This window comes from Curtobacterium sp. 8I-2 (assembly GCF_902506155.1).
GTDB classification, from domain to species: Bacteria; Actinomycetota; Actinomycetes; order Actinomycetales; family Microbacteriaceae; genus Curtobacterium; species Curtobacterium poinsettiae.
The window spans coordinates 2,199,030-2,214,184 of sequence record NZ_LR732827.1; the positions used below are offsets into that span (position 1 = coordinate 2,199,030).

General features: G+C 70.7%; 13 protein-coding genes. 10 read left to right on the forward strand and 3 right to left on the reverse strand.

The window, feature by feature from the left end; translation table 11 throughout:
* The first annotated feature begins 54 nt into the window (after window positions 1–54).
* The 5 genes from ileS to BOSE127_RS14195 are packed head-to-tail and all read left to right on the forward strand — an operon-like array spanning window position 55 to window position 6,593.
* Complete coding sequence (gene ileS / locus BOSE127_RS14175; RefSeq protein ID WP_159557717.1) at window positions 55–3,312, forward strand: isoleucine--tRNA ligase; 3,258 nt, start codon at window positions 55–57, stop codon at window positions 3,310–3,312.
* Window positions 3,309–4,862, forward strand: coding sequence for a bifunctional folylpolyglutamate synthase/dihydrofolate synthase (locus tag BOSE127_RS14180; protein WP_201300457.1), 1,554 nt, complete (start codon window positions 3,309–3,311; stop codon window positions 4,860–4,862). The genes ileS and BOSE127_RS14180 overlap by 4 nt, the downstream gene beginning before the upstream one ends.
* Window positions 4,859–5,275: a DUF4233 domain-containing protein gene (locus BOSE127_RS14185; RefSeq protein ID WP_017885985.1), complete on the forward strand. Its 417-nt coding sequence runs from the start codon at window positions 4,859–4,861 to the stop codon at window positions 5,273–5,275. The genes BOSE127_RS14180 and BOSE127_RS14185 overlap by 4 nt, the downstream gene beginning before the upstream one ends.
* A gap of 35 nt (window positions 5,276–5,310) precedes the next feature.
* Window positions 5,311–5,730 (forward strand): nucleoside-diphosphate kinase, encoded by a 420-nt coding sequence (ndk, locus tag BOSE127_RS14190; protein WP_017885984.1) that lies wholly within the window; start codon window positions 5,311–5,313, stop codon window positions 5,728–5,730.
* Between the two features lie 14 nt (window positions 5,731–5,744).
* Window positions 5,745–6,593 (forward strand): DsbA family protein, encoded by an 849-nt coding sequence (locus BOSE127_RS14195; protein WP_017885983.1) that lies wholly within the window; start codon window positions 5,745–5,747, stop codon window positions 6,591–6,593.
* Between the two features lie 68 nt (window positions 6,594–6,661).
* On the opposite strand, the gene BOSE127_RS14200 is transcribed toward BOSE127_RS14195, so the two are convergent.
* Entirely contained in the window at window positions 6,662–7,525 is an 864-nt protein-coding gene (locus tag BOSE127_RS14200) for a DsbA family protein (RefSeq protein WP_159557719.1), read from the reverse strand.
* Window positions 7,526–7,556: 31 nt separating this feature from the next.
* Window positions 7,557–8,159: a vitamin K epoxide reductase family protein gene (locus BOSE127_RS14205; RefSeq protein WP_236559560.1), complete on the reverse strand. Its 603-nt coding sequence runs from the start codon at window positions 8,157–8,159 to the stop codon at window positions 7,557–7,559.
* A gap of 347 nt (window positions 8,160–8,506) precedes the next feature.
* On the opposite strand from BOSE127_RS14205, the gene BOSE127_RS14210 reads away from it, so the two are divergent.
* Together BOSE127_RS14210 and BOSE127_RS14215 are read left to right on the forward strand one after the other, a co-directional pair.
* Window positions 8,507–11,425, forward strand: a complete 2,919-nt coding sequence (locus BOSE127_RS14210; protein WP_159557721.1) for an Rne/Rng family ribonuclease — start codon at window positions 8,507–8,509, stop codon at window positions 11,423–11,425.
* Window position 11,426: 1 nt separating this feature from the next.
* Window positions 11,427–12,359 (forward strand): hypothetical protein, encoded by a 933-nt coding sequence (locus BOSE127_RS14215; RefSeq protein ID WP_159557723.1) that lies wholly within the window; start codon window positions 11,427–11,429, stop codon window positions 12,357–12,359.
* 84 nt (window positions 12,360–12,443) lie between these two features.
* Here the strand turns inward: BOSE127_RS14215 and BOSE127_RS14220 are convergent, their stop codons facing one another.
* Window positions 12,444–12,716 (reverse strand): DUF4031 domain-containing protein, encoded by a 273-nt coding sequence (locus BOSE127_RS14220; RefSeq protein ID WP_017885978.1) that lies wholly within the window; start codon window positions 12,714–12,716, stop codon window positions 12,444–12,446.
* A 179-nt stretch (window positions 12,717–12,895) separates the two neighbouring features.
* Here BOSE127_RS14220 and rplU point away from each other — a divergent pair, with 179 nt between their 5' ends.
* The 3 genes from rplU (at window position 12,896) to obgE (ending at window position 15,150) form a co-directional block, all read left to right on the forward strand.
* Window positions 12,896–13,204 carry a 50S ribosomal protein L21 gene (rplU, locus tag BOSE127_RS14225; RefSeq protein WP_027464715.1) on the forward strand — a complete coding sequence of 103 codons (309 nt, stop codon included), beginning with the start codon at window positions 12,896–12,898 and terminating at the stop codon, window positions 13,202–13,204.
* A gap of 12 nt (window positions 13,205–13,216) precedes the next feature.
* The gene (gene rpmA / locus BOSE127_RS14230; protein ID WP_017885976.1) at window positions 13,217–13,468 is read left to right on the forward strand and encodes a 50S ribosomal protein L27; all 252 of its coding nucleotides are present in this window, start codon (window positions 13,217–13,219) and stop codon (window positions 13,466–13,468) included.
* Between the two features lie 104 nt (window positions 13,469–13,572).
* A complete protein-coding gene (gene obgE / locus BOSE127_RS14235) occupies window positions 13,573–15,150 on the forward strand; it encodes a GTPase ObgE (RefSeq protein ID WP_017885975.1) in 1,578 nt (525 codons plus the stop codon).
* Window positions 15,151–15,155 lie beyond the last annotated feature (5 nt).

The window sequence follows — 15,155 nt, forward strand, 5'->3', positions numbered from 1 at the left end:
CGCGGAACCTGCTTTCGTCCTCGTGGAGATCGAGCGAACCCACAAGGAGTCCCGGTGCCGTACCCGTTGAACGCCGATGCCGATGGCGTCGTCCCCTCGCCGAGCTTCCCCGCCGTCGAGCGGGGCATCCTCGCCTTCTGGAAGCGTGACGACACGTTCCAGGCGTCCATCGACGCGCGCCAGGGCTGCCCGGAGTGGACCTTCTACGACGGCCCGCCCTTCGCCAACGGCCTGCCCCACTACGGGCACCTGCTGACCGGGTACGCCAAGGACGTCTTCCCGCGTTACCAGACCATGCGCGGCAAGCAGGTGCACCGCCGCTTCGGCTGGGACACCCACGGCCTGCCCGCCGAGCTCGAGGCGATGCGCCAGCTCGGCATCACCGAGAAGCACGAGATCGACGCCATGGGCATCGACGTCTTCAACGCCGCCGCCAAGAAGTCGGTGCTGCAGTACACCGACGAGTGGCAGGAGTACGTCACCCGCCAGGCGCGCTGGGTCGACTTCGAGGACGACTACAAGACCCTCGACGTCACCTTCATGGAGAGCGTGCTCTGGGCGTGGAAGCAGCTCTGGGACAAGGGCCTGGCGTACGAGGGCTTCCGGGTCCTGCCGTACTGCTGGAACGACCAGACGCCGCTGTCCAACCACGAGCTGCGCATGGACGACGACGTCTACAAGATGCGCCAGGACCAGTCCGTCACGGTCTCGTTCCCGCTGCACGGCGACCGCGCTGCCGCGCTCGACCTGAACGGTGTGCGGGCGCTCGCCTGGACGACTACCCCCTGGACCCTGCCGACGAACGCCGCCCTCGCGGTCGGCCCGGAGATCGCCTACGCGGTCGTCCCGGCCGGGCCTGGAGGCGCGGCTGACGGTGCCGAAGCGGGTTCCGCCTCGTACCTCCTCGCGTCCGACACCGTGGCCGCGCACGCGAAGGAGCTCGGCTACGCCTCGGGTGACGAGGCGCTCGCCGCCGTCGCGCGCACGCTGACGGGCGCCGAGCTCGACGGCGTCGAGTACGAGCGGCTGTTCGACCACCTGGCCGATGCCGAGGGCTACGAGAACGCGTGGCGCATCCTGGTCGCCGAGTACGTCGAGACCGGTGAGGGCACCGGCATCGTGCACCAGGCACCGGCCTACGGTGCCGACGACCAGGAGGTCTGCGCCGCCGCCGGCATCCCCGTCGTGCTGTCCCTCGACGAGGGCGGCGTCTTCACGTCGCAGTTCGGCGAGGTCGCCGGCATGCTCTGGTCGGACGCGAACAAGCCGCTGACCAAGGCCGTCCGCGACGCCGGGCGACTGCTCCGCCAGGCGTCCTACGAGCACAGCTACCCGCACTGCTGGCGGTGCCGGAAGCCCCTCATCTACAAGGCCGTCTCGTCGTGGTTCGTCCGCGTCACCGAGCTCCGCGACCGCATGGGCCAGCTCAACCAGGACATCAACTGGGTGCCGGACAACGTCAAGGACGGCCAGTTCGGCAAGTGGGTCGGCAACGCCATCGACTGGTCGGTCTCGCGCAACCGCTACTTCGGCACGCCGATCCCGGTGTGGCAGTCCGACGACCCCGAGTACCCGCGCACCGACGTGTACGGCTCACTCGCCGACATCGAGCGCGACTTCGGTCGCCTGCCGGTGAACGCCGAGGGCGAAGTCGACCTGCACCGCCCGTTCATCGACGACCTGACGCGGCCGAACCCCGACGACCCCACGGGCACCTCGACGATGCGCCGGATCACCGACGTGTTCGACGTGTGGTTCGACTCCGGGTCGATGCCGTACGCCCAGGTGCACTACCCGTTCGAGAACCGTGAGTGGTTCGAGTCGCACAACCCGGCCGACTTCATCGTCGAGTACATCGGGCAGACGCGCGGCTGGTTCTACGTCATGCACGTGCTCTCCACCGCGCTGTTCGACCGACCCGCCTTCCAGAACGTCATCAGCCACGGCATCGTCCTCGGCTCGGACGGCCAGAAGATGTCGAAGTCGCTCCGGAACTACCCGGACGTCTCCGAGGTCTTCGACCGCGACGGCGCCGACGCCATGCGCTGGTTCCTGATGTCCTCGTCGGTGATCCGCGGCGGCAACCTCGTCGTCACCGAAGAGGGGATCCGGCAGGGCGTCCGCGAGTTCATGCTGCCGCTGTGGTCGACGTACTACTTCTTCACCCTGTACGCGAACGCCTCCGGGGAGTCGGGCTACCAGGCCACCCGGAGCACCGCGAGCACCGACGTGCTCGACCGGTACCTGCTCGCGAAGACCCGGGTGCTCGTCACCGACGTCACCGCGCACCTCGACGCGCTCGACACCCCGCTCGCGGCCCAGGCCGTCCGTGACTTCGCCGACGTGCTCACGAACTGGTACGTCCGTCGCTCGCGCGACAAGTTCTGGACCGGGGCCGACGCGGCCGCCGGCGCCGAGACCCGTGCGGCGTTCGACACGCTGTACACCGTGCTCGAGACCCTGACCCGGGTCGCCGCCCCGCTCGCGCCGCTCGTCACCGAGGAGATCTGGAAGGGCCTGACCGGCGGGCGCAGCGTCCACCTGACGGACTTCCCGGACCCCGACGAGTTCCCCGCCGACGACGCCCTGGTCGATGCGATGGACCGCGTGCGCGACGTCGCCTCGAAGGGCCTGGCGCTCCGCAAGGCCACGGGCAAGCGCGTCCGCCTGCCCCTCGCCACGCTGACCCTGGTGGTGCCGGACCCGGCCGCGGTCGGACCGTTCGCCGACATCCTGCGTGACGAGCTCAACGTCAAGCGCGTGGTGCTCGAGGCGCAGGCCGAGGAGTCCCTGGCGCAGTACGGCATCGAGCGGAAGCTCACCGTGAACGCCCGCGTCGCCGGCCCCCGCATCGGCAAGCAGGTGCAGCAGGTCATCCCGGCCGCCAAGAAGGGCGACTGGACCGCCACCGACTCCGGCGTGACCGTCGGCGGCATCGACCTGATCGAGGGCGAGTACTCCCTCGACCTCACCGTGGCCGATGCCTCGGTGGCCGTGGCGTTCCTCGACGAGGGTGGCTTCGTGGTGCTCGACACCGTGACCACGCCCGAGCTCGAGGCCGAGGGGCTCGCCCGCGACGTCGTCCGCGCCGTCCAGCAGGCCCGCCGCGACGCCGACCTCGACGTCAGCGACCGCATCGCCCTGACCCTGCGGGTGGACGACACCGCCGACGGCGCGGTCCGTGCACACCAGGACCTCATCGCCGGTGAGACCCTGGCGACGAGCGTCGAGATCGTGCCCCTCGGGGCGAGTGACACCACCACCGACGTCGGTGACGGTGCGAAGGTTTCCGTGGAGGTGGCACGCGCATGAGCGACGACGACCAGTACGACGACCACGAGGCGAACGAGGAGTTCGTCGGACACGACGAGTTCGACGGCCGCGACGAAGACGGCATCCGGATCCCGGTCGGCCCGGCCGGTGACGGCCCTGCCGACGCCGTGCCCTACGGGGGTGACGACGACGAGGTCCGCCGTGTCGAGGCCGCCCTGTACGCCCGGATCGGTGAACAGGCCCCCGAGCGACGGCTGACCGCAACGCGCCGTGCCGTCGAGCTGCTCGGCGACCCGCACCTGGCGTACCCGGTGATCCACGTGACCGGGACGAACGGCAAGACGTCCACCAGCCGCACCATCGAGAGCATCGTCCGTGCCCACGGTCTGCGCACCGGCCTGATGACGAGCCCGCACCTGGTGTCCATCCGGGAGCGCATCGTGATCGACGGCCAGCCGATCGCAGCGGACCGGTTCACCTCGAACTGGGACGACATCGCCCCGGTGCTCGAGATCACCGACCGGGAGCTCGCCGACAAGGGCGAACTCCCGCTGACCTTCTTCGAGGCGCTCACCGTGCTCGCCCTGGCGTGCTTCGCCGAGGCACCGGTGGACGTCGCCGTGATCGAGGTCGGCATGGGCGGCGAGTGGGACTCCACCAACGTCGTGCAGAGCCAGGTGTCGGTGTTCACGCCGATCGCCATCGACCACGCGAAGCAGCTCGGCGCCACCGTCGCCGAGATCGCCCGCACCAAGTCGGGCATCGTCAAGCCGTCGTCCGCCGTGGTGTCGAGCCGGCAGGTCCCCGAGGCCCTCGCCGAACTCGAGCGCGCCGCCGAGCTCACCGAGTCCACCCTGGCCGTCGAGGGCACGGGCCCCTTCGAGCCGGTCACTGACCGTCGCGGAGCGGCGGGCAGTCCGAGCTTGCAGGGAGGGTTCAGCGTCGTCGACGTCACCCCGGCCGTGGGCGGACAGCTCATCACCGTGCAGGGCATCGCCGGTCGCTACGACGACCTGTTCCTGCCGCTGTTCGGCCGGCACCAGGCCGAGAACGCCGCCGTGGCGATCGCGGCGGTCGAGTCGTTCCTCGGCCGTGGGGCCCAGGCCCTCGACGAGGACGTCCTGTCCGAGGGCATCGCCGGCACGACCAGCCCCGGTCGACTGCAGCCGATCGCCACGGACCCGACCGTCGTCGTCGACGCCGCGCACAACCCGCACGGTGCGAAGGCCCTGGCCGAGGCACTGCCGGTCGCGTTCCCGTCGGAGCACGTCGTCGGCGTCGTCGGGATCCTCGGCGACAAGGACGCCCGCGGGTTCGTCCGCGCGCTCAAGGACACCGTCGCCACCTTCGTGGTCACGCAGCCGCCGGGGGAGCGTGCGCTCGACGCCGATGCCTTCGCCAAGGTGGTCGTGGACGAGATCGGCGCGGACCGCGTCGTCGTCGAGCCGTCCCTGGCGTCCGCCCTGCAGCAGGCACGCGACCTGGCCGACGAGGCGGACGCCGAGGACGCCCTCGTGCTCGTCGCGGGCTCCATCGTGATGGTGGGCGCGGTCATGGACCTCGTGCACCGCGAAGGCGAGACGAAGTGACGGACGCACCAGGGGCCTCCCGGCCGGGCCGCGCACCGCGCACCCGGAAGCCGCGCCGCGAACGCGGAGCGCAGGAGAGCCTGCTCTCGATCACGCTCGTGCTCGAGGCGATCATGTTCTTCTTCCCCATGCTCGTCGTGTTCGGCAAGGGCACGCTGCCGCCCGCAGCGGCCTTCGGCGGCGGCGTCGGCGCGATCATCGTCCTCGCAGCTGCCTCACGTCTGACGGGCAAGCGGGCCGGTGTATGGTTCGGGTGGCTGCTGCAGGCGGCCATCCTCGCCACCGGGTTCATCGAACCGTTCATGTTCGCGGTCGCCGTGGTGTTCCTGGCGCTGTGGGTCTTCTGCTTCGTCAAGGGCGGTCAGCTGGACCGTCAGAACGCCGCGCGCCGAGCGGCCATGGGCGAGGACTGACCACCACATTCGACCCCGAACACAGGGAGTACTGCGTGTCCGACTTCGAAGAGACCCTCGTCCTCGTCAAGCCCGACGGTGTGGCCCGCCAGCTCACCGGTGAGATCCTCCGCCGGATCGAGGCGAAGGGCTACGAGCTCGTCGACCTGAAGATGCTCACGGCGCCGCGCGACCTGCTCGACGCACACTACGAGGAGCACCAGGGCAAGCCGTTCTTCGAGCCGCTCGTCGAGTTCATGCAGTCCGGTCCGGTCGTCGCCGTGCGCGTCGCCGGCAACGGTGCGATCGCGGGCTTCCGCTCGCTCGCCGGCACCACCGACCCGACCTCGGCTGCGCCCGGCACCATCCGTGGTGACCTGGGCCGCGACTGGGGCCTCAAGGTGCAGCAGAACCTGGTCCACGGTTCGGACAGCCCCGAGTCGGCCGCGCGCGAGCTCGCGCTCTGGTTCGCCTGAGCGGCGGGGACGACATGACGAACAACGACCGACCCACCAAGAACGAGCGGCGTCAGCACGCGCGCGAGGTCGCACGCCAGCGTGCCGACGCCGAGAAGCGCCGCAAGCGCCGCAACAAGTGGTTCCTGCAGGGCGGCATCGGCCTGGGAATCGTGGCGATCGCCGCGATCATCACCATCGTCGTGGTGAACGTGAACAACGCACCGGTGCTGTCCGCCGCCGGGCCGAAGAACATGGCCACCGGCGCGATCCAGTTCACCGGCAAGGACGGCAAGGTCACCCCCGTGACCACGCCGGCCGTGGCCGCGACGGGTTCGGCATCGCCGGCCCCCACGGCGAACAGTGACGGTGCCGTCGCGGTCACCGAGTACGTCGACTGGGCCTGCCCCGTCTGCAAGCAGTTCGAGGGCGCCTACGCCGACCAGATCCTCGACAAGGTGAAGTCGGGCGACGCGACGCTGGCGATCCAGCCGGTGTCGATCCTCGACCGCAGCTACCCGGGTTCCCGGTACGCCAGCCGTGCTGCGAACGCCGCCATGTGCGTGGCGAACTACGACCCGGACAAGTTCCTCGACGTGCAGACGCAGTTCTTCGACAACCAGCCGGCCGAGGGCACCAAGGGCCTGACCAACTCCGAGATCGCGAAGCTCGTCAAGGCGGGCGGCGCGACGGGTTCGGACCTGTCCCAGTGCCTGTCGACCGAGCGGTTCAAGGGCTGGGTGACGAAGTCGACGCAGGCCGTCACCTCGAACGAGGCACTCGCGGGTCCGCAGGGGTTCGGCACGCCGACGGTCGTGGTCGACGGCAAGCGCCTCGACGACCTGAGCACGGTCATCACCGCGATCGACGCCGCGGCGAAGTAACACCTCGGCACGACGAACGGCCCCCGCTCCCGATGGGAAGCGGGGGCCGTTCCACGTTGCTCCTCGGGCTAGGACGCGCGGTCGTGCCGCCGGACGAACGACGCGAACGCCTCGGGGTCAGCGAGGGACGTCGAGCCGTCCGGGTCGTACTGCTCGCCGTCGACGAGGATCGTGGGCGTGCTCGTGATCCCGTCGAGCGTCGAGTTCGGCACCGGGTCCTGCACCGCCCGGTTCGTGGCGTCGGCGACCCACCCGGCGAAGCGCTGCCCGGTGATGCACGAGGCGACCTCGGGGGCCCTCGCCCCGGCTCCGCGGGCGAGGGACGCCAACTCGTCGTTGGTCAGCCCGCGGGTGTTCTCGGACGGCTGGTGCCCGGAGAGCGACGCGTTGTAGGCCAGGAACGCGTCCGGGTCGTGGTCGGCGACGCAGGCAGCAGCCGCCGCAGAGCGGGTGGAGTACCGCGAGCCGAGCGACAGCCGGTCGAGCAGCCCGAGCGGGTGCAGCTCGAGGGTGGCGGTCCCGTCCTCGACCCACTGCCGGATCTGGGGCATCTGGGCCGTCTCGAACTGGTTGCAGTACGGGCACATGTAGTCCGCGTAGACCACGATGGCGGTCTTCGAGCCGTCCTGGTCGGTCGGTGTCGGCGTCCCGCCGGCGAGGACCGCGCGCGTCTCGACGGGCACGATCCTGCCGTGCACACCGGTCAGCAGGACACCGTCGCTCGCCGCGTTGCGTGGGCCGGGACCCGCGGGCTGCACCGATCCCGCCACCAGGACGACGACCACCGCGACGACCGCGAGCCCACCGATGACGGCTCCGCTGATGCCCAGCGTGCGGAGGCGACGGCGGCGCGACTGCTCCTTCGCCCGTGTCGCCCGCGCGCGTTCCCGTACGGCGTCCCGACGCGCCCTGCTGGTCTCCTGCTCGCTCATCGATCCCGAGCGTAGGGGCAGTCCGGACGGCTCAGAAGACGGTCAGGACCGCCGGGAACATGATGATGATCGTGACGATGATGACCAGGTAGTTGGCCAGCGGGAACGTCCAGCAGAAGGGCAGGAGCGTGCGCCCGACGCGCTGTGCTCCGGCGCCGAAGCGTCCCTGCGCCATGTTCCAGATCGTGAAGACCCAGAACATCGGGATCGTCATCGACCAGACGAGCATGCACCACGGGCACAGGGCGCCGATGACGAAGACGGTCTGCGTGAACAGCCAGGTCACGAACACCCACGCCAGGAACACGCCGGTGTTGAACGCGATCCAGAACCAGCGCGAGCCGTTCCGGAACCCGGCCAGCATCAGCACCGCGACGGCGATCGGGGCGACGAACCCCATGACGCCGAGCAGCGGGTTCGGGAACCCGAACAGGTGGCCCTGCCAGCTGGCCATCACGTCGGAGCAGTTGATGAACGGATTGACGTCACAGCTCAGGACGGCCTTGGGGTTCTCGTACTTCGCGAACTCGTCGAGGACGAGCCGGAACGCTGCGTACAGGCCGACGAGCCCGGTGACGAGCAGGAAGACCGCCATCGCGATCGGACGACGGGGGGCAGGTGCAGACGCGGTCACGCGGTCATCATCGCACGCGGGTTCCGGTGCTTTCCGGGTGTGGCATGCGATAATGCCTGGAGGTCGTGCGGCCAACCGCACACCGAAGAGAGCTTTCCGAGCGACGCCCCACCGGGCAGACCTCGGACGATCAGGTGCGGTGAGAGCGCACTGTGGTCGGGCAGCGTCACTCCGACGACGAGCCGACCCGGGCCGGGTGCCCGGACCGGAACGGGCGCGGACGCAACGAGAAGTTGACGCGGACCGGTCACGAGACAGCGAGCGCGGGGGCGTCGACGCCGCCCGCCACGACACAGAATTCCCGCCACCCGAAAGGGTGCGAGTGGGGCCGAGGAGTGCACCAGTCCATGGTGGAGCAGAACAACGACAACACGACCAACGACGAGAACGCGCCGAAGCGCCGGAGCCGCCTGTTCGGCGGTCGCCGCGCCCGGTCGTCCGGCCAGGAGGCCCGTGGGAGCGCCGAGCAGGCACCCCACGCCGACGAGACCCTCGCGCTGACGGGCGGCGCTGACGCCCGTCCCGCGGCCAGCGTCGCGTCGCCCGGTTCGCCGGACTCTCCCGTCTCGCCGTCGGAGCCGACCGACACCGGGGCGGTCTCCGTCGCGGTCGAGGCCGTCGCCGACAGCGGTGCCGAGCCGCACGACGTGAGCACGCTGACCGGTGACCTGCCGGTCGTGACGGGCGACCAGTCGGGCACCGTGACCGACGGGGCGGACGCGGACCGCGCCTCCCGTCCGACCGAGGCCGCGCCCACGGCCGAGGCGAGCGACGACGCGGCACCAGCCGACGAGCCGGTCGTGCCGAAGGCCACGAGCACGCTCAGCCTGATCTTCCACGCCCCGGTGCTGCCGGACCTGCCGCAGCGCGCGCCCCGGTTCGAGCGCGACCGCGATCGTGACCGCGACCGCGACGAGGACGACCGCTACGACCGCGAAGACCGCTTCGACCGCGATCGCGACCGTGACGACCGCGACGACCAGGGCGGTTCCCGCCGTCGCTCGCGTCGCCGTGGCTCGAGCGCCGACCGCGAGGCCCGCGAGCCGCGCGACCACCAGGAGCCGCGCCGTCGTGAGCCGGAGCTCATCACCGAGCCGCAGCGCATCAAGGGTTCGACCCGTCTCGAGGCGAAGAAGCAGCGTCGTCGCGACGGTCGCGACGCCGGACGCCGCCGCCAGGTGGTCAGCGAGGACGAGTTCCTCGCGCGCCGGGAGAGCGTCGACCGCCAGATGATCGTCCGCTCCAGCTCGTCGACGATCGAGATCGGCGTGCTCGAGGACGGCATCCTCGCCGAGCACTACATCACCAAGTCCGAGAACGTGTCGCTCATCGGCAACGTCTACCTCGGCAAGGTGCAGAACGTCCTGCCCTCGATGGAGGCCGCGTTCGTCGACATCGGCCGCGGCCGGAACGCCGTGCTCTACGCCGGCGAGGTCGACTGGAACTCGGTCGACACCAGCCACGGTCGCCGCATCGAGGCAGCCCTCAAGCCGGGCGACAAGGTCCTGGTGCAGGTCACGAAGGACCCGGTCGGCCACAAGGGCGCCCGTCTGACCAGCCAGGTCTCGCTGCCCGGTCGCTACCTGGTCTACGTGCCGAACGGCTCGATGAACGGGATCTCGCGCAAGCTGCCGGACACCGAGCGTGCCCGTCTGAAGAAGATCCTGAAGGAGGTCCTGCCGGAGCACGCGGGCGTCATCGTGCGCACCGCTGCCGAGGGAGCCACCGAGGAGCAGCTCACCCGCGACGTGCAGCGCCTGACCAGCCAGTGGGAGGCCATCCAGAAGAAGGTCGCCGGTGGCCAGGCCCCGGTGATGCTGCACTCGGAGCCCGACCTGCTGATCAAGATCGTCCGCGACGTCTTCAACGAGGACTTCACCAAGCTGATCATCGACGGCGAGGCCGCCGGCGGCACCATCGACGAGTACCTGACGGCCGTCGCTCCGGACCTGAAGGACCGCGTCGTCCGCTACGACGGCCCCGACTCCTTCGAGGAGTTCCGCCTCAACGAGCAGATCGACAAGGCGCTCGACCGCAAGGTCTGGCTGCCCTCCGGTGGTTCGCTCGTCATCGACCGCACCGAGGCCATGACGGTCGTCGACGTCAACACCGGCAAGTTCGTCGGTTCCGGCGGCAACCTCGAAGAGACGGTCACGAAGAACAACCTCGAGGCCGCCGAGGAGATCGTCCGGCAGCTGCGCCTGCGTGACATCGGCGGCATCATCGTCGTCGACTTCATCGACATGGTGCTCGAGGAGAACCGCGACCTCGTGCTCCGCCGTCTGGTCGAGTGCCTGAGCCGCGACCGCACGAAGCACCAGGTCGCCGAGATCACCTCGCTCGGCCTGGTGCAGATGACCCGCAAGAAGATCGGTGTCGGTCTGCGCGAGTCGCTCGACGAGGTCAACGCCAAGATCAACGACAACAACGCCGACCCGGGTCCGAGCAAGGGCCGTCGCAAGGGCCGTGGCGGGAACGGCAACGAGAACGGCCGCTCCGGCAACGGCACCGGGAACTCCGGTTCGTCGGGTTCGTCGGGTTCGTCGAACGGTGGGTCGAGCCAGGCGCACCAGATCACCGACGACGTGAAGAACGCGCTGTCCCGGATCGCCGCCTCGACCCTGTCGCACGACGAGCAGGAGGCCGCGGCCGCCGCGACCGAAGCCGAGGCGCCGTCCTCGGCGGACGCATCGACCAGCACGGACAGTGCGGGCGGCGAGCAGCCCACCGGTTCGAAGCGCCGTCGCCGGGGCCGTGGTGGGCGCGGGGGAGACCAGCAGACCGCTGCCACCCCGGAGACCCCGGAGGCCCCCGAGGCCACCGAGGCACCGGAGGCACCCGCCGCCGAGCCCGTCGTCGAACCCGAGGCGCGCGCGCCGAAGGCCAGTGCGACGAAGGGCAGCGCCCCGAAGGCCGCCGCGCCGTCCGTCACCGAGCCCGAGGTCGCGAGCGCACCGAAGGCGAAGGCCCCGGCCCGTCGTCGCGTGAGCTCGAGTGCCACGGTGACCCCGACCGACAACTCGGTGGCGATCCTGGACATCCCGATCGCCGCAGCGCCCAAGCGCGAGCCCCGCGCGGTCGCCCCGGACGCAGAGTCCCTGCTCGACTCGGTGCTCCAGGCGCTCCCTGAGCCGAAGCAGCCCGGACAGGGGCGCTCGCGTTCCCGCCGGGTCTCGTCGCCGAGCATCAGTGCGCCGGCCACGCCGACGGAGGAGCCGGCCGACGACGCCGACGGCACCGACGGCGCTGTGATCCTGGGGAGCTGACGTGACGAACCCGGGCGACCCGCAGCAGCAGCGTGGGTACTACGGTGCGGGCTGGTCCCAGCCCGCACCGCCCGGCCCGGGTGGTCAGCAGCCGGGTGGGCAGCAGCCGCGTGGTCCGGTGCCGCCGCAGCAGGGTGGTGTGCCGCAGTACGGCCGCCAGCCCGGTGCGGGTGCGCCGTACGCCCCGCCGCGACCGCCCCGTGCCCCTGCCGACCCGCGGCGGGCCTTCGCGCCCGGTGCCTCGGTGACGAACACGGCCGGGGCGCTCATCGCGGTGGTCGCCCTGGTGCTCGTGGAGTTCGTTTCCGGGCTCTTCGGCCTGCTCGGCACCTCGCTCGTGGTCAGCCCGTTCCAGCACTACGGCGCGGGGACGAGCCTGCTCGGCAGCTTCACGACCAGTGTCTTCGTGGCGCCGTTCCCGTACTACGCCGGGGCGTTCCTGGCCCTGGCCTTCCTGACGCCGATCGACCGCCGCAGCCCGCTGCCGAGGCTCCTGCTCCGCGTCGTGCTCGCCGGCGCCGCGGGCACGGTGGCCCTGATGCTGGTCGGCGTCTTCACCGGGTCCTTCGGCGCGGCCACCGCCGGCGGCTCCAAGCTCGTCATCGACGTGCTCACGCGTCCGCTGCAGAACGGGCTGCCGTTCACCGTGATGCTCCTGGCGACCGCCACGGCCGCCTGGCTCTGGCTCGGTCGCCCGCGCCGCGCCCGAGGCTCGTCGACGACCTCGGGCAGGCCGGGCACCGTCCGACCCGCCGACGCGGTCCCGCCGTCGACGATCCAGCAGCAGCCACAGCAGCAGCCGCCCGCACCCTACGGGCAGGGACGCGTCCAGCCCGACCCGCACGGCCAGTACGGCGGGCAGTACGGCGCCGGGCCGCGCTCCGACCAGCAGCAGCCCCCAGCGAACCCCTGGGGCGGCCCAGCGCCCCGCTGAGCCCGCTCGCGGGCCCTGTGAGCCGGCTGCGCACCGTGCGAGGTGCGGGCCGGGCAGACCCGCACCGCGCCTCCTGGCGGGCGCTCAGAGGCCGCGCTTGTCCCGCTGCGCCACGCGCAGCCCACTGCGGATCAACCGCAGCACGAGCTCGCGACCGGTGACGGCCGAGGCGCCGGCGGCCACCAGTTCGTCGTACCGCGAGAGCGGGACGTCGTAGTGGTCGTGGTCGAACGCGCGGGGCGGCACGCCGGCCCGCGCAGCGAACGCGTGGAGTTCCGCGTAGGATTCATCACTGACGAGGTGCGACCACAGTGTGTCGTGGGCGGGCCACGTCGGTGGGTCGATCAACACGGTCACCGTGCAATCGTACGGGTGTCGCCGTTTGACCGGACCCAGGGTGATCGAGTATTCTCGGTCCCTGGTGTCAGCGGGCCGTTCTGCCTGCGTCGCCGATCGGGCCCGGCCTTCCGGGAGCCGCTCGTGCAGAAGTGGGCACCCGAGACTTCCCTCAAGCAGAGTTACGTAAGGATTTCCACGTGGTTTACGCAGTAGTGCGCGCCGGCGGCCGTCAGGAGAAGGTCGAGGTCGGCACCATCCTGACCATCGACCGTGCCAAGGCGGACGACAAGGGCAACATCGACCTCGCCCCCGTGCTCCTCGTGGACGGTGACAAGATCACGTCGGCGGCTTCCGAGCTCGCGAACGTGACCGTCACCGCCGAGGTGCTCGACGACCTCCGTGGTCCCAAGGTCATCATCCAGAAGTTCAAGAACAAGACCGGGTACAAGAAGCGCCAGGGTTTCCGCGCTGAGCTGACCCGCGTCAAGATCACCAAGATCGCGTAAGGGAGTCAACTCATGGCACACAAGAAGGGTGCGAGTTCCACTCGCAACGGTCGTGACTCGAACGCACAGCGCCTCGGCGTGAAGCGCTTCGGTGGCGAGGTCGTCAACGCCGGCGAGATCATCGTCCGCCAGCGCGGCACCCACTTCCACCCCGGCGCCAACGTCGGCCGTGGTGGCGACGACACGCTGTTCGCCCTCTCGTCCGGTTCGGTCGAGTTCGGCACCAAGGGTGGCCGCAAGGTCATCAACATCGTCAACGCGTAGTCGTTCGAACGACTGCAGCTGGAGGGGCGGGCCGAGTGCCCGCCCCTCCTTCGCTTTTCCCGCCGACGATCCCGTCGGCACAACGAAACACCTGGAGTGGACCCATGGCGACCTTCGTCGACCGCGTGACCCTGCACCTCAGCGCGGGGCACGGCGGCAACGGCTGCGTGTCGGTCCGCCGTGAGAAGTTCAAGCCCCTGGCCGGGCCCGACGGCGGCAACGGCGGTGACGGCGGCGACATCGTGCTCGTGGCCGACCCGCAGGTGACGACGCTGCTCGGCTACCACCGCTCCCCGCACCGCTCGTCGAAGAACGGCCAGCCCGGCATGGGCGATCACCGCAGCGGTGTCAGCGGCGAGGTCCTCGAGCTCCCGATGCCCGTCGGCACCGTGGTGTACGACGAGTCCGGCGAAGTGATCGCCGACCTCACCGAGCCCGGCATGCGCGTCGTCGTGGCCCCCGGTGGGCAGGGTGGCCTCGGCAACGCGGCGCTCTCCACCACCAAGCGCAAGGCCCCCGGCTTCGCGCTGCTCGGCACCGAGGGCTGGGCGGGGGACATCAGCCTCGAGCTGAAGACCATCGCCGACGTCGCCCTCGTCGGGTTCCCGAGCGCCGGCAAGTCCTCGCTGATCGCGGCGGTCTCGGCCGCCAAGCCGAAGATCGCGGACTACCCGTTCACCACCCTCACCCCGAACCTGGGCGTCGTCGAATCCGGCGACACCCGCTTCACCGTCGCCGACGTCCCCGGTCTGATCGAGGGCGCGTCCGAGGGCAAGGGCCTCGGCCTGGAGTTCCTGCGGCACGTCGAGCGGTGCGAGGCGCTGCTCCACGTCATCGACTGCGCCACGCTCGACCCGGGCCGCGACCCGATCAGCGACCTCGACGTCATCCTCGGCGAACTCGAGCGCTACCCGGTCCCCGAGGGCCAGGTGCCGCTGCTCGAGCGCCCGCAGCTCATCGCCCTGAACAAGATCGACGTGCCCGAGGCGCAGGAACTCGCAGAGTTCGTCACCGCCGAGCTCGAGGGCCGCGGCTACCGCGTCTTCCCGATCTCCACGGCGTCCCGCAAGGGCCTCCGCGAGCTGACGTTCGCCCTGGCGGACGTGGTCGAGCAGGCCCGCGCCGCCCGTGCGGCCGAGCCGGTGCCGGAGCGCATCGTCCTGCGCCCCCGCTCGGTCAACGAGAAGCCCTTCACCGTGCGCGCCGAGGGCGGCGAGGAGCACCGCTTCTACCGCGTCCGCGGCGCCAAGCCGGAGCGCTGGGTCCAGCAGACCGACTTCACCAACGAAGAGGCGATCGGCTACCTGGCCGACCGGCTCGCGAAGCTCGGCGTCGAGGACGGTCTGTTCAAGGCCGGAGCCGTCGCCGGGTCGACGGTCGTCATCGGTGGCGACGGCGGCATGGTGTTCGACTGGGAGCCCACGCTCACGTCGACCGCGGAGCTCATCACGAGTGCCCGTGGCACCGACGCCCGCATCGGTGCGACCTCGCGTCCGACCCGCAACGAGCGGCGCGAGGAGTACTTCGAGCGGATGGACGCCAAGGCCGCCGCCCGTGCCGAGCTCGAGCAGGAGCGCGTCTCCGGGCTCTGGGTGGACGACGACGTCGTGACCAGTGACCAGCTCGGCACCGGCGACCAGTTCGACGGCGACCAGGTCGAGACCAGCGACCAGAAGGACTGACCGCG